We start from the raw sequence: 12,383 nt of genomic DNA, 5'->3' as shown, positions 1-12,383 counted from the left end.
CGGCGGCCCGCGGGGGTCACGGGTAGGCGTCCGCGGCCTTTCGCCGATACGGTCCAAAGTCCCTGTTTTGGTGTCAGTGCTCCCGGCTAGTCTTGCGTGAGGCGCATGGCGGTCCGTAATGCGAGCCGGTGCGCCTCCAGCCAAGAACAATGGGGGGGTACGTTGTCCAACGATTCAGTCATGACCTGGCTTCCCGGTGACGCAGGCCGCACCGCGGCAGCCGAGCCTTCAGAGCGGAGCGAGGCCGTCGGCCCCTCCTGGGACCGCGTCATCCAGCAAGGATCTCCCGGCGTCAGCCGCGGTGACTACTGCCGCGACCATTGGCCGCCCCTGTAGGGGTACCGCTGAGGCGGCAGTGTTCCTGCCCGCGGAGGACCCAGACGGCGGTTGCCGGCGCACGGCTGTTGGCTTCTATTTACCTGGGATTTACATGACGTGCCTTGTGGGCGTTCCACGGCCGCAGCGAGACTTTAATGACGGGCTGACGTCATCCGTTCAGCCTCAGGGACAAACCAAACCAGCGGGCAGCAGCGACGCTTTCCCCTTCACCCGGTGGCAATGATGCCCGGACGGGGAGCCCGCGAATCGGGAGGATCGTCATGGCCGGCACATTTGAACTCTTCGTTGACGCTGATGCCTGCTTCAGGTTTCGGCTCAGGGCACCGGACGGGGCAGTACTGGCCGTGTCAAAGGGCTTCGCGGACAAGCCGGCAGCGGTTGCCGGCATCACCGCGGTGCGCGAGTATGCCGGCATGGGGCTGATCAGTGATCTGTGCCCGGAGCCGCCGGCAAGTCCGGCGGCACCGCGGCCGAGAAGCACTCCGACGCCGGTGCCCGGCGTCGACCGGCGGGTGCACGACAACGACCTCCGGATCCGCGCCCGGGCCCTCCGCCGCCCGGCGCACGGGCCGGGCGCGGTAGGCGTCGGCTGATCCGGCAGGGCGCACGGCGACCCGGCCGCGGCAGACCGGCCCAGGCGGACGTTGGGTGGCCAGGGGCGCCGCTACGGGTCCATTCCGGCGTGCACCGGAACGAACTCGATCTTGTTCGCTGGCTGGACCGTTTTCTTGGGGGCCCGCGAGAACCCCTTGGCATCCAGGTGGTTCTGCGCCCGGTACTCCGCCAGGGCCTCGTCGTAGATCCCGTTGAGGCGGTGCCCGGAATAGACGTGTTCTGAGCCGTCCGTGAACGTGATGCTGATGAGCGACTTTTCCGGGAAGTGCCGGTTCATGCGGATGAACCCCTCGGCGTCTTGCTTGAGATTGATCATGTGGTTCCCACTTTCGTGATCGAGTTGATCCAGTCTCCCGCCTTCGCTCTGACTAAACCAACCGGCCACGGCCAGCCGGCTTCCTCCATCGGTTCAGGCCACCCTGCTCGATCGGGATGGGGGCGTACCCCTATTCGGGGGCATACGCGTCCACCGCCTGCTGCAGCACGGGGCTGAAGCGGTCCCAGGAATCGGCCGGCGTGGCCACAACCAGGACGCTGCTTCCCCGGGTTCCTGCAACGAAGCAGGCTATTTCACGGTATTTGTGGGCACCGATCCGCGTTACATAGGTGTCTTCCACGCAGGAACCGGTGCCTCCCCGGAACCCCATTCCGGCGCGGTACTGCAGCCGGCTCGCGGATGCGGCGTTCTCGCCTCTGAGATGGGCCAGCCGGAATTCGGGCCAGTTGGCCAGCGACTCGTCGCCCTGTTGCGGCGTGGCATTGAGATAGATATGAAGGTCCCCGTCGGGTGCGGTGACGGTCGCGGACACGCTGCCGGGGTCGCCCGGTACGGGAGCGGCATCAGGTGGGATGGCCAGCACGGCTGTCGTGTCCGGAAGCTCCAGCGGCTGCCATCCTGCCGGGGCCGGTCCGGAACGGAACCACGCGAACGGGGTGGGGCCGGAGGCAGGCGCCGCCGTCTGGTTCCCGGCCGGACTGCCGCACGCGCTGAGGGCCAAGGCCGCTAGCGCCGCCGGCACCCCGAACAGGAGCCCCCTGCCGGGGCCCGGCCCAAGCGCCCCGTGGCTGCTACCTGTTGCCGTCACCGTCGTCCGGTCCTCCGTTGTTGTCGGCATCATGATCGTTTCCGGCAGGCACCCTGGCGGGCGGCGGCGGAACCATGGGCCGCGGCGCCGGTGGAGCGACGCGCCGCGGGGCGGGCGCCGGCGGCCGGATCATGGGCGCCGGCGCAATGGGCGGGGCAGCGTACCGTGGTGGGGCCGGCGCAATGGGCGGGGCAGCGTACCGTGGTGGGGCCGGCGCAATGGGCGGGGCAACGGTCGACGGCGGAGCCGCGTTGCTGGCGGGGTCCTTGGGCGACGGTGGGGGGTTCCCCGTCGCAGGAACTGACGGGACTGTGTAGGGGGCCGGTGCCGGCGTCGCTGTGTGCCCGCCGAAGCAGGCCCCCAGCAGCAGGATGGCGCCCAACGCCGCGGCGGCAGTCGCCGGGCGAAGAATCCTCATTGTGCTCTCCTTAGGGATGGCCGGCCAGGGGCGGCCGGACCTGTCCCTACAACGGTTCCGGCAGCCTGCAGGTTCAACACGGGCTGCGGCCATTGACCGCGCCGGGCGCAAGTGAACTGTTTGCCGCCCGGCGTCGTCCTACCTCCAAGGAGGCGGAAATGTCCGATCAGGAGGCCGAATTACTGCGATCGCTGCAGGAGGCTTACGGCCCGGCGCTATGGCGGTTCGTCATGGGAATGACGCGTGACAGCGCCCTGGCGGACGACGTCGTGCAGGAGACGCTGATCCGCGCGTGGAAACACCCGGCGATTCTGCAGCGCCCGGAGACGGCGGTGCGGGCCTGGCTTTACACGGTCGCCCGCAACCTCGTCATCGATGACCGGCGCAGCGCCCGCCGCCGGCACGAAACGGCAACCGACCAGCTGCCAGAGATTCCGGAGGCGGACCGGGTCGACAGGATCCTGGACGGGTGGCTTGTCTCGGATGCGCTCGCTGGGCTGTCCGCCGAGCACCGGGCCGTCGTCATTCATTCGTACTATTTGCGGGAGACGACCGCCGAGATCGCGCAAAATCTTCAACTGGCCGAGGGAACAGTGAAGTCGCGCCTGCACTACGCGCTAAGGGCGATGAGGCTGGCCCTGCAGGAGGGAGGCGTGACGCCATGAACCGGAACGGAACCGATGAGTACCGGCGCTGGGATGCTGCGTACGTGCTGGGATCCCTCGTCTCTTCTGAGCGGCACGAGTTCGAGGAGCACCTGTCCGGCTGCGCTAGCTGCAGGGCCGCCGTCGCCGAACTTGCCGGACTGCCGTCGCTGCTGGCAGCACTCTCACCCGAGGAAGCCCAGTCCCTCGGGCGGACTGACGGCGAACGGCGGACACCGACGTTGCAGCCCGGACTGGCGCGCAAGGTCCAGCGCGGCCGCCGGCGCACCCGCCTGGCTGTCGCCGGGATCATGCTGGGCGCCGCTGCCGCCGCGGGCGCGGTTTACGTTGAGGTCACGGCCTCCCCGCCCCCGGCTGCCCAGATCCAGGCCGCATCCGCGACGGCCCTGAACTTCACCCCGGTCGCCGACAGTGCCATGGTGGCCACCGGATCCGTGACCACGCAGCCGTGGGGAACGCAGATCGACTGGCAGTGCACGTACACGCCGTCCCCGGCCGACTACGCTCTGCCGGGCGGTCTCCGCGCGCCGGAGGAGTACGGATTGGTGGTTGTCGACTCCCGCGGCGCCACGACCCAGGTGGCCACCTGGACGGCAACGCCGGGGACAGTGGCGACACCGACGGCCACCACAGTTGTCCCGAGAGCCGATATCCGCAGCATTGAAATCCGTGCCGTCGCGAGTGGCAAGACGCTCCTGGCCGCGCACCCGTAGCGCCGGCACACCCGCGTGCACGAACGCGGCCGCACCCGTGCCCGGGCCGGCAGGGCGCCGGCGGGCGGATCGGCGGCGCGGCGCCGGATGGATGGCCAGGACTCCATTGCAGGGACAATGGAGGCGTGACTTCCGCGACCGCACCCCTGGACCCAGCCTGCGCGAAGGGGCTCTTCGACCTCGACGCCATCGGGGCTGGCCTGGCTTTTGCGGAATCGCTGGGAGCCCTCGCGGCGGCATTGCACGCCGGTGGTGCGGGGGCGTCCGCGGTGGTGCAGGCGCCTCCCGGCACAGGCAAGACAACACTGGTGCCGCCGCTGCTCGCCAACATCGCCGCCGGCGGGAGGGGCGGGCGCCCGCGGATCGTGGTCACCCAGCCGCGCCGCGTCGCTGCCCGTGCGGCCGCCCGGCGCCTGGCCGCCCTGGACGGCACCCGGCTCGGCGACCGCGTGGGCTACACGGTCCGCGGGGAACGCCAGACCGGCCCCGGTACCGTGATCGAGTTCGTTACCCCCGGCATCCTGCTGCGCCGCCTCCTCGCGGACCCGGGGCTCGAGGGCACGGACGCCGTGATCCTCGATGAGGTCCACGAACGCGGGCTGGAGACCGACCTCCTCGTTGGCATGCTCGCCGAAGTCCGCCAGTTGCGCGGCGACCTCGCCCTGATCGCCATGTCGGCCACCCTCGATGCCCCCCGCTTCGCCGCCTTGATCGGAGACGCGCTGATCGGTGGGGCGGCGGACGGAAACGCCGACGGCGGCCGCCCGGCACCGGTCGTCGACTGTCCGTCCGCGCTGTTTCCGCTGGACGTGGAGTGGGCACCCGCGTCGGCGCCGCGGCTGGATGAGCGGGGCGTGGCCCGGGCCTTCCTGGACCACGTGGCCGACACGGCAGCGGCCGGCCACACGGCCGCGCTGGCGGGCGGACGGGACCTGGACGCCCTGGTGTTCGTTCCCGGCGCGTGGGAGGTTTCCTACGTGGCCGCGCGGCTCCGCGGCCGGAGCCGCGCCGAGATTCTGGAACTCCACGGCCAGGCCCCGCCGGCGGAGCAGGACCGCGCCGTCTCCGGGCGTGAGCCGGGCGGGACTGCCCGGATCATCGTTTCCACCGCACTCGCCGAGTCCTCCCTCACTGTTCCGGGCGTCCGGCTGGTCATCGATTCCGGGCTGTCCCGCGAGCCGCGGCGCGATTCCGGCCGCGGAATGTCCGGCCTCGTGACGGTGTCCTGCTCCCGGGCGTCCGCGGACCAGCGTGCCGGCCGTGCCGCACGCCAGGGCCCGGGCACGGTGATCCGCTGCTATGACCAGAGGGCCTTTGGTGCCGCCCCGGCGCACCCGACGCCGGAGATCGCAGCAGCTGACCTGACCGGCGCCGCCCTGGTCCTGGCCTGCTGGGGAGCCCCCGGCGGCCGGGGACTGGCACTGCCGGACGCGCCGCCCCGGGCCGCGATGGACGAAGCCGTCGAAGTGCTGCGGGAACTCGGCGCCGTCACCGCGGACGGTCACGCAACCGGGGTGGGCAAGACCCTGGCCCGGGTCCCGACTGACCCCCGGCTGGCCCGCGCCCTGCTGGACGGCGCCGCCACGGTGGGCTACCGCACGGCGGCCGAGGCCGTCGCCCTGGTCTCGGGGGACCAGCGCGCACCGGGCGCAGACCTCACCAGGCTGCTTGCCGCGCTGCGGACGGGCCGTGATCCCGGATCCCGGCGCTGGGCGGAGGACGTCCGGCGGATGGAGTCAATCGCCCGCCAGGAATCCACTGGTGTCGGCCACCAGGAGCCATCCGGCGCCGCGCCGGTTGCGTCTGCTAGGGCCGTTGGTGCCGCGGAGGCCGTCGGGTTCGTCGTCGCCCTGGCTTTTCCGGACCGGGTGGCGCGCCGCGTTCCGGGCCAGGGGCCGGCACAATACCTGCTGACCTCTGGAACCCGGGCCGGGTTGCCGGCCGGCAGCCCGCTGTCCGGGCACGAATGGCTGGGAGTGGCCGAAGTGTCCCGCGCACAAGGGCGCGACGCCGCGGGGACCGGTGCCGTCATCCGCTCGGCGGCGCCGCTGACCGCGGACAGCGCAGAGGCCGCCGCCGGCAATCTCCTGAGTGACACGCTGCAGGCGCGCTTTAGCCAGGGCCGGGTCTCGGCCCGGCGGGAGCGCCGCCTGGGCGCGATCGTGCTCTCGTCCACCCCGGTACGGCCTCCCGCGGAAGAGGGCCGCGCCGCTGTGGCCCGCGCCCTGGCCAGTGAGGGGCTGGCCACTATCGGATGGTCGAACGCGGCGGACGGCCTGCGCCGCCGTCTTGCCCTGCTGCACCGGGAGCTGGGCGGGGCATGGCCCGACGTTTCCGAGCCGGCGCTGCTCGCCCGGCTCCAGGACTGGCTGGCCCCGGAGCTCGCGGCGTTGGCGGGCGGGGCATCCACGGGCGGGATCGACCTCGCCGGCCCGCTGAGCCGGCTCCTGCCGTGGCCCGAGGCGGCCCGGCTGGACGAACTGGCACCCGAGTCGCTGGCGGTCCCCAGCGGATCCCGGATCCGGATCGACTACCCGGACGCGGCAGACGCCACCGGCCGGCCCGTAGTGGCCGTCAAGCTGCAGGAGTGCTTTGGCTGGGCCGAGACGCCGCGGCTGGCCGACGGGCGGGTGCCGGTGCTGTTCCACCTGCTCTCGCCGGCCCGCCGGCCCCTGGCCGTGACAGACGATCTCGCATCCTTCTGGTCTGGGCCCTACGCCCAGGTCCGGGCCGAAATGCGCGGCCGCTATCCGCGGCATCCGTGGCCTGAAGACCCGTGGACCGCGCCCGCGACCGCCCGGACCAAGCCGCGGAACTGACGCCGGACCAGCAGCCCGGCGCTGCCAACTGACCACTCGCGCCGCCCGGGCAACAGGGGCATGATGAAGGAGCACGACGCCGCCGGGCCTCCTGGCCCGGGGCGCCGGTCAACCGGGCCGGTCAAACCTGCCCGTCAAATAGAAAATCAGCCACGCGATGAAGAGTGATGGCCATGCACCTTGCGTTCGTCTCCATTCCCGCCTACGGACACGTGAACCCGACCCTGCCGCTGGTGGCGGAGCTCGTGGCCCGGGGGCGCAGGGTCACATACTTCACGTCCGCCGACTTCGGACCGCTGATCCGCAAGGCCGGCGCGGACTTTCACGCGTCCGGCGGGAACTGGATGGCATCGATGCCCGCACTGGGGCCCGGGCAGAGGGCGCAGGCGCACCTCATGCTGCCGATCATGCACCGCGTCTTCGAGGACCTCAGAACCAGCTTTCCGGCGCTGGTGGATCAACTCCGCCAGGACCCGCCGGACGCTATCTGCTTTGACGCGATGACGCTCAGCGGCAGCATGGCGGCGGAAAAGATCGGCGCCCCGGCCATTGCCCTCATGCCCACCTATGCCACCAACGAGCACTTCTCGCTGAGATCGCTGATGCCTGCCCCGCCACCGGACGGCGCCGATGAGATGGCCAAGGTTGCGCTGGCCATGGGCCGATTGCTGGCGGAGTTCGCGGCCGGGCAGGGCGTGCGGACACCGCGGATGTTCGATGGTCCGCCTGCGCCGTTCAACATCGTGTTCCTACCCCGCGAATTCCAGCCCATGGGGGCGACCTTCGATGACCGGTTCCGGTTTGTGGGTCCCAGCGTCGGCGGCCGGGACAGCGACGGCGAATGGGAGCGTGAGGGAACGGGACCGCTGTTGTTCATTTCGCTGGGCACCACCCCGCTGAACCGTCGGCCGGACTTCTTCCGGATGTGCCTTGATGCCTTCGGCGGAAGCGAGTGGGACGTCGCGATGGCCGTCGGGGACCAGACCAGCCTGGCCGATCTCGGAACGATTGCGCCGAACGTCCGGGTCCGGCCGTTCTTCCCGCAGGTGCAGGTACTGCGCCAGACCGCCGTCTTCATCACCCACGCCGGCATGAATTCGACCATGGAAGCGCTGTATTACGCCGTCCCGATGGTGGCCGTGCCGCAGCAGCCGGAACAGGCGGCCACCGCCCGCCGGCTGGAAGAACTGGGTCTCGGCATGCGCCTTGCGCCGGAGGACGTCGGGTCCGACGAGCTCCGGGCCGCGGTCACCGCGGTCCATACGGATGCGCAGGTCCGGCACAACCTGGCCGCGATGCGCGACGTAGTCCGCAACGCGGGAGGAGCCGTGGCTGCCGCCGACGCCATCGAGGCGCGTGTGCAGCACGGGGCGGGCCGGTTCGGCGACGTCGGTTAGGCCGGGCCGTGACGCCAGACCGGTCAGGGGAGCGCGGCCGCGGGATTATCGCCGTGTGTCTTCAGGAAGTCGGCGACCGTCGCCGCCAGTGACGCCCCCGCCTCGTCGGCACTGCGCTTCGCGCCGGCAACGGCAAAGGAGTGGTCCCCGCCCTCGCGCCACTCCACGGTCGCGGACGGGCCGATTTTGGCCGCCACGGCCTCCAGCAGTTCCGGGGTGGCGAACGTGTCGCGCGTACCCTGCAGGAAGAGCATCGGCAGTGTCAGCCCGTAGAGGTGCTCGTCGCGGAGCTTTTCCGGTTTCCCCGGCGGGTGCAGCGGGTAGCCCAGATAGACCAACCCGGCGGCAGGCATGCCTTCTGCGACGGCCATTGAGGCCATCCGTCCGCCGAACGACTTCCCGGCGGCCCACACCGGCCGGCCGGCGGAACGGGATGCGGCGGCGTCCATGGCCGCCCGCCACGTAGCGATGGCGGCCGGCGGCCGGTCCGGGAATTTTCGTCCTGCCTCGCGGTAGGGGAAGTTGAAGCGCAGGGTGGCCACGCCGAGCTCGTTCAGGGCGCGGGTGAAGCCCACAAGGAACGGATGGTCCATTCCCGCCCCGGCGCCGTGGGCAACAACCAGGGTCGCGGAGGAGTCCTCGGGGCCGGCGAAGACGCCCGACACTGCGGCGTCGCCGACTTCAAGGGTGATCGGGAACTCGGGCGTTGTCATGTGTCCATCATGCCGGGTAGAACGGCTGTTCCGCTCTTCAACTGTTCACGCCGCCGGGGTAGGTTGTCCCCATGGCCAAGGAAGAAGTCCACCTCACCGTCAGCGGTCCGCACGGCGACCGGGAGTTGCGGGTGTCGAGCCCGGCGAGGGTCGTCTGGCCCGGCCCGGGACTGACCAAGCTGGACCTGGCCCGGTACATGGTGGACGTCGGGGACGCCTTCCTGGCCGCGAACGGGGACCGGCCGGTAACGCTCCAGCGGTTCAAGGACACGGTGGACGGCGAGCAGTTCTTCTCCAAGAACCCGCCCAGGGGTGCCCCGGACTTCATCCGCGCGGTCGACGTCGTCTATCCCAGCGGACGCACGCACCCCCAGCTGGTCATTGACGAAATCGCCGCCGCGGTGTGGGCGGTGCAGATGAATACGGTGGTCTTCCACCCCTGGGCCTCCCGGGCCGGCAAACCGGATTATCCGGACGAGTTGCGGATCGACCTCGACCCGCAGCCCGGTACCGGCTTCGCCGAGGCCGTTCCGGTTGCACGGGAGCTGCGGCGCGTACTCGCGGAGGCCGGGCTGGAGGCCTTCATCAAGACCTCGGGGAACCGGGGACTTCACGTCTTTGCCCCCATCGAGCCGACCCGGGAGTTCCTGGACGTGCGGCACGCCGTCATCGCGGCAGCCCGCGAACTCGAACGTCGCATGCCCACGCAGGTCACCACCGCGTGGTGGAAAGAGGAACGCGGCGCCCGCATCTTCGTCGACTTCAACCAGGCGAACCGCGACCGCACGATCGCGGGGGCCTACAGCCCGCGCGCACTCGCCAACGCGACAGTGTCGTGCCCGGTTCGCTGGGAGGAGCTCGGATCCGTCGATCCGGCTGACTTTACGATCGCCACCGTTCCGGAGCGGCTCAAAGCCTCCGGCGATCCCTGGGAGTACATGCACGCCGGCGGCGCGGGCTCCGTCGATCTTCTGCTGGAATGGTGGAACAGGGACCTCGAGGCCGGGTTGGGGGAGCTGCCGTTCCCGCCGGACTTCCCGAAGATGCCGGGGGAACCGCCGCGGGTGCAGCCCAGCCGGGCGCGCAACAGCGGCTGAAGCTGATAGCGCGGACGGGCAACCGCCGCAGGCCCATCCGTGGCCGCGCCCGCCTCGAATTACGTGCATGAGCAAGGCGGAGAAGAAGAACCTGCGGTATTGCGACTACTACTGCTTCATGTCGCTGAAGGACTTCGCGGCCTGGGTCGACGCCGACGACGACCGCGAACCCGCCATGTCCTACGCCGCGCCCCCTACCAGGTAAGCTCCTGGGCCTTTATTTCGTAGTGGCCGTCCCGCTCGGTGAACGTCGCCCGGTACCCGCGTTTGACCCCGTTAACCACCATCTGGCAATCCGTATGCGTGTTGACCCTGATGTCCGGGAAGTTTTTGCACTCCACTTCGGAAATCGTGACCCCGGGGTCCGTGGGTTTGGCGCGGGCCTTGATCCGTTCTGCCAGAACCTTGCCGCTGGTCTGCGGATCGAAGACCACTACCGACGGCGGGGCCGTCGCCGTCACCGTGGTTGTGGGGCCCGGTATGGCCGGGGGAGCGCCGCAACCCGTCATCAGGAGCGCCGCACCCAAGCTTGCTGCACATGCAGTTCTGAATAAGTTCATCGTCGATCACGTCCGTCCGACGCACGAGCACAGGGCTGCCCGAGACCCAGGCTGCCAGAGACAACGATGCCCGGACGGGCTTGGGGAATCCTTGGCCCTGCGGCCGCGGGTCTAGCGGTGGGAACGGACGGCGCGAAGTATGCCGCGGATCGACACGCCAACGGCGCACACCAGAGGGGCCAGCGCCACCAGAACGACGACGGTGTTGGGCCGGAACGTCATGCGGCCCGAGGAGCCCTTGGCGTAGACGCCCAGGGGCAAGACGAAGCCGCCGCCCCCGCCTCCACTTCCGCCGATGCCGGGCTGGGCGTCTTCCGGGCTGCTGCCTCCGCCGAAGCCGAAGGACACCACCGCTACCGGGACGATCTCTTCTCCTGCGATGTTCACGGCGGGCCCGTAGGCCCGGGACACACCGACATTCTTGAACGTGTCCACGAGGGACGAGAAAGACTCAGACATAGGACACACCATAGGCAACAGCACCGCCACGCGCCAGAGCCGTTCGCCGCTGATGCTTTGGGAAGGCGTGGTGTGCAGGGAGGAGGGGAGGGGACGGGGAAAGGAATCGGAACCAAAGCTCTGGTTGCCGGGCATGTCATGCCCTTAGATTTGGAACTGGCGCGGCTCAGCCCGCACCACCGGAGACGAGGCACTGGAATTGAGGCACTGGACATGACGGCATCCACGAATGCGGCTTCACGGCTGGCCGACGCGCTGGCGATCATCCTTGGCACCGACGCCATCCCCCTGCGGCTGAAAGCCTGGGACGGCTCGGAAGCGGGACCGGAAGACGCTCCAGTCGTCGTTTTCCGCTCCCGGCGGGCACTTCGACGGATGCTGTGGTCCCCAGGGCAGCTCGGACTGAGCCGCGCGTACGTGGCCGGCGATATCGAGGCACCCGGCGACATCTTCGCCGCCTTCGCGGCCATCAGCGCGGCGGGAAAGTTCGCCGAGCCCGGCCCGTTCCGGCCGCCGACACCCGGCGAGGTGTTCGCGCTGGTCAAAACAGCCGTCCGGCTCGGCGCGCTCGGAACGAACCCGGCACCGCCGCCGGAAGAAGCGCGCGTGAGCAGGCACGGGCGGCGGCATTCCAAGGGGCGCGATGCCGCGGCCATTTCCCACCATTACGACGTCGGGAACGACTTTTACGCCCTCGTCCTGGGCCCTTCCATGGCGTACTCGTGCGCGGTCTGGGAGTCGGAGGAGACCGGGCTTGACGCCGCCCAGAGCGCCAAGCTCGATCTGGTCTGCCGCAAGTTGGGGCTCCGGCCGGGCATGCGGGTTCTGGATGTGGGATGCGGTTGGGGCAGCCTGGCGCTGCATGCCGCGCAACACTATGGGGCCGACGTCGTCGGCGTGACGCTCTCGGTCGAACAGGCGGCCCTGGCCCGCAAGCGGGCGGCGGACGCCGGACTCACGGACCGGGTGGACATCCGGGTGCAGGACTACCGCGACGTGGACGACGGGCCGTTCGACGCGATCAGCTCCATCGGCATGTCAGAGCATGTAGGGCGCGAGCAGATCCAGCACTATTCTTCCCACCTGCAAGGCCTGCTCCGGCCGGGAGGACGGCTGCTCAACCACGCGATTTCCTGGAACGCCGGCGCGACCCCGCCGGACCCTGACTCCTTCATTCCCCGTTATGTATTCCCGGACGGCGAGATGCTCAGCCTCTCTGAGATGGTCGCGGCACTCGAATCGGCGGGCCTGGAGATCATGGACGTCGAGGCGTTGCGGCCCCACTATGCCCTGACGCTCAGGGCGTGGGTGCGGAACCTGGAGGAGCACTGGGACGAGGCCGTGCGCTTGGCCGGGCTGGGAAGGGCCCGGGTGTGGCGGCTCTACATGGCCGCGAGCGCTCTCGGCTTCGAGGCCGGCATCACGGGCGTGAACCAGATCCTGGTCCAGCGCCCGGGCGGCGCGGAACCCCCATTGCGCCGTTCGGCCTGGATGTGAGGCCCG

At 70.2% G+C, this 12,383-nt stretch carries 14 protein-coding genes; 9 read left to right on the top strand and 5 right to left on the bottom strand.

Annotated elements, in window-relative coordinates:
* Positions 1 to 180 precede the first annotated feature (180 nt).
* Both AC1DZV_RS02050 and AC1DZV_RS02045 read left to right on the top strand, forming a co-directional pair.
* A complete protein-coding gene (locus AC1DZV_RS02050) occupies positions 181 to 336 on the top strand; it encodes a hypothetical protein (RefSeq protein ID WP_476952803.1) in 156 nt (51 codons plus the stop codon).
* Positions 337 to 599: 263 nt separating this feature from the next.
* Positions 600 to 932: a YegP family protein gene (locus tag AC1DZV_RS02045; RefSeq protein ID WP_028276773.1), complete on the top strand. Its 333-nt coding sequence runs from the start codon at positions 600 to 602 to the stop codon at positions 930 to 932.
* Between the two features lie 71 nt (positions 933 to 1,003).
* Here AC1DZV_RS02045 and AC1DZV_RS02040 read toward each other — a convergent pair whose 3' ends face one another.
* Together AC1DZV_RS02040 and AC1DZV_RS02035 are read right to left on the bottom strand one after the other, a co-directional pair.
* Complete coding sequence (locus tag AC1DZV_RS02040) at positions 1,004 to 1,270, bottom strand: hypothetical protein (protein WP_018772760.1); 267 nt, start codon at positions 1,268 to 1,270, stop codon at positions 1,004 to 1,006.
* 130 nt (positions 1,271 to 1,400) lie between these two features.
* Entirely contained in the window at positions 1,401 to 2,072 is a 672-nt protein-coding gene (locus AC1DZV_RS02035; RefSeq protein WP_476952802.1) for a hypothetical protein, read from the bottom strand.
* Between the two features lie 543 nt (positions 2,073 to 2,615).
* Between AC1DZV_RS02035 and AC1DZV_RS02030 the strand changes: the two genes are divergently transcribed.
* The 4 genes from AC1DZV_RS02030 to AC1DZV_RS02015 all read left to right on the top strand — a co-directional run bounded on the left by AC1DZV_RS02030 (position 2,616) and on the right by AC1DZV_RS02015 (position 8,051).
* Complete coding sequence (locus AC1DZV_RS02030) at positions 2,616 to 3,122, top strand: sigma-70 family RNA polymerase sigma factor (protein WP_476949702.1); 507 nt, start codon at positions 2,616 to 2,618, stop codon at positions 3,120 to 3,122.
* A complete protein-coding gene (locus AC1DZV_RS02025; RefSeq protein WP_476952801.1) occupies positions 3,119 to 3,835 on the top strand; it encodes an anti-sigma factor family protein in 717 nt (238 codons plus the stop codon). Before AC1DZV_RS02030 ends, AC1DZV_RS02025 begins: the two co-directional genes overlap by 4 nt.
* A gap of 125 nt (positions 3,836 to 3,960) precedes the next feature.
* Positions 3,961 to 6,654 carry an ATP-dependent helicase HrpB gene (hrpB, locus tag AC1DZV_RS02020; protein ID WP_476952800.1) on the top strand — a complete coding sequence of 898 codons (2,694 nt, stop codon included), beginning with the start codon at positions 3,961 to 3,963 and terminating at the stop codon, positions 6,652 to 6,654.
* A gap of 173 nt (positions 6,655 to 6,827) precedes the next feature.
* A complete protein-coding gene (locus AC1DZV_RS02015; protein WP_476952799.1) occupies positions 6,828 to 8,051 on the top strand; it encodes a macrolide family glycosyltransferase in 1,224 nt (407 codons plus the stop codon).
* A 23-nt stretch (positions 8,052 to 8,074) separates the two neighbouring features.
* On the opposite strand, the gene AC1DZV_RS02010 is transcribed toward AC1DZV_RS02015, so the two are convergent.
* Positions 8,075 to 8,764 (bottom strand): alpha/beta hydrolase family protein, encoded by a 690-nt coding sequence (locus AC1DZV_RS02010; protein ID WP_476949698.1) that lies wholly within the window; start codon positions 8,762 to 8,764, stop codon positions 8,075 to 8,077.
* Positions 8,765 to 8,835: 71 nt separating this feature from the next.
* Between AC1DZV_RS02010 and ligD the strand changes: the two genes are divergently transcribed.
* Complete coding sequence (ligD, locus tag AC1DZV_RS02005; protein ID WP_476952798.1) at positions 8,836 to 9,861, top strand: non-homologous end-joining DNA ligase; 1,026 nt, start codon at positions 8,836 to 8,838, stop codon at positions 9,859 to 9,861.
* A gap of 67 nt (positions 9,862 to 9,928) precedes the next feature.
* Positions 9,929 to 10,066, top strand: a complete 138-nt coding sequence (locus AC1DZV_RS02000) for a hypothetical protein (protein ID WP_476952797.1) — start codon at positions 9,929 to 9,931, stop codon at positions 10,064 to 10,066.
* Here AC1DZV_RS02000 and AC1DZV_RS01995 read toward each other — a convergent pair.
* Complete coding sequence (locus AC1DZV_RS01995; RefSeq protein ID WP_079549757.1) at positions 10,056 to 10,322, bottom strand: hypothetical protein; 267 nt, start codon at positions 10,320 to 10,322, stop codon at positions 10,056 to 10,058. The genes AC1DZV_RS02000 and AC1DZV_RS01995 overlap by 11 nt on opposite strands.
* A gap of 210 nt (positions 10,323 to 10,532) precedes the next feature.
* A complete protein-coding gene (locus tag AC1DZV_RS01990) occupies positions 10,533 to 10,880 on the bottom strand; it encodes a hypothetical protein (protein ID WP_476952796.1) in 348 nt (115 codons plus the stop codon).
* A 213-nt stretch (positions 10,881 to 11,093) separates the two neighbouring features.
* On the opposite strand from AC1DZV_RS01990, the gene AC1DZV_RS01985 reads away from it, so the two are divergent.
* Positions 11,094 to 12,377, top strand: a complete 1,284-nt coding sequence (locus tag AC1DZV_RS01985; RefSeq protein ID WP_476952795.1) for a class I SAM-dependent methyltransferase — start codon at positions 11,094 to 11,096, stop codon at positions 12,375 to 12,377.
* Positions 12,378 to 12,383 lie beyond the last annotated feature (6 nt).

Source organism: Arthrobacter sp. P1_D12, assembly GCF_056406175.1.
The sequence above is the reverse complement of the archived record's forward strand: the minus strand, read 5'-3'. Positions and strand labels throughout refer to the sequence as shown.

What these genes read in the sequence shown, in the direction of transcription:
- AC1DZV_RS02050 (WP_476952803.1), top strand. Translation starts at nt 181, where the DNA reads ATGACCTGGCTTCCCGGTGACGCAGGCCGCACCGCGGCAGCCGAGCCT.
- AC1DZV_RS02045 (WP_028276773.1), top strand. Translation starts at nt 600, where the DNA reads ATGGCCGGCACATTTGAACTCTTCGTTGACGCTGATGCCTGCTTCAGG.
- AC1DZV_RS02040 (WP_018772760.1), bottom strand. Translation starts at nt 1,270, where the DNA reads ATGATCAATCTCAAGCAAGACGCCGAGGGGTTCATCCGCATGAACCGG.
- AC1DZV_RS02035 (WP_476952802.1), bottom strand. Translation starts at nt 2,072, where the DNA reads ATGATGCCGACAACAACGGAGGACCGGACGACGGTGACGGCAACAGGT.
- AC1DZV_RS02030 (WP_476949702.1), top strand. Translation starts at nt 2,616, where the DNA reads ATGTCCGATCAGGAGGCCGAATTACTGCGATCGCTGCAGGAGGCTTAC.
- AC1DZV_RS02025 (WP_476952801.1), top strand. Translation starts at nt 3,119, where the DNA reads ATGAACCGGAACGGAACCGATGAGTACCGGCGCTGGGATGCTGCGTAC.
- AC1DZV_RS02015 (WP_476952799.1), top strand. Translation starts at nt 6,828, where the DNA reads ATGCACCTTGCGTTCGTCTCCATTCCCGCCTACGGACACGTGAACCCG.
- AC1DZV_RS02010 (WP_476949698.1), bottom strand. Translation starts at nt 8,764, where the DNA reads ATGACAACGCCCGAGTTCCCGATCACCCTTGAAGTCGGCGACGCCGCA.
- ligD (WP_476952798.1), top strand. Translation starts at nt 8,836, where the DNA reads ATGGCCAAGGAAGAAGTCCACCTCACCGTCAGCGGTCCGCACGGCGAC.
- AC1DZV_RS02000 (WP_476952797.1), top strand. Translation starts at nt 9,929, where the DNA reads ATGAGCAAGGCGGAGAAGAAGAACCTGCGGTATTGCGACTACTACTGC.
- AC1DZV_RS01990 (WP_476952796.1), bottom strand. Translation starts at nt 10,880, where the DNA reads ATGTCTGAGTCTTTCTCGTCCCTCGTGGACACGTTCAAGAATGTCGGT.
- AC1DZV_RS01985 (WP_476952795.1), top strand. Translation starts at nt 11,094, where the DNA reads ATGACGGCATCCACGAATGCGGCTTCACGGCTGGCCGACGCGCTGGCG.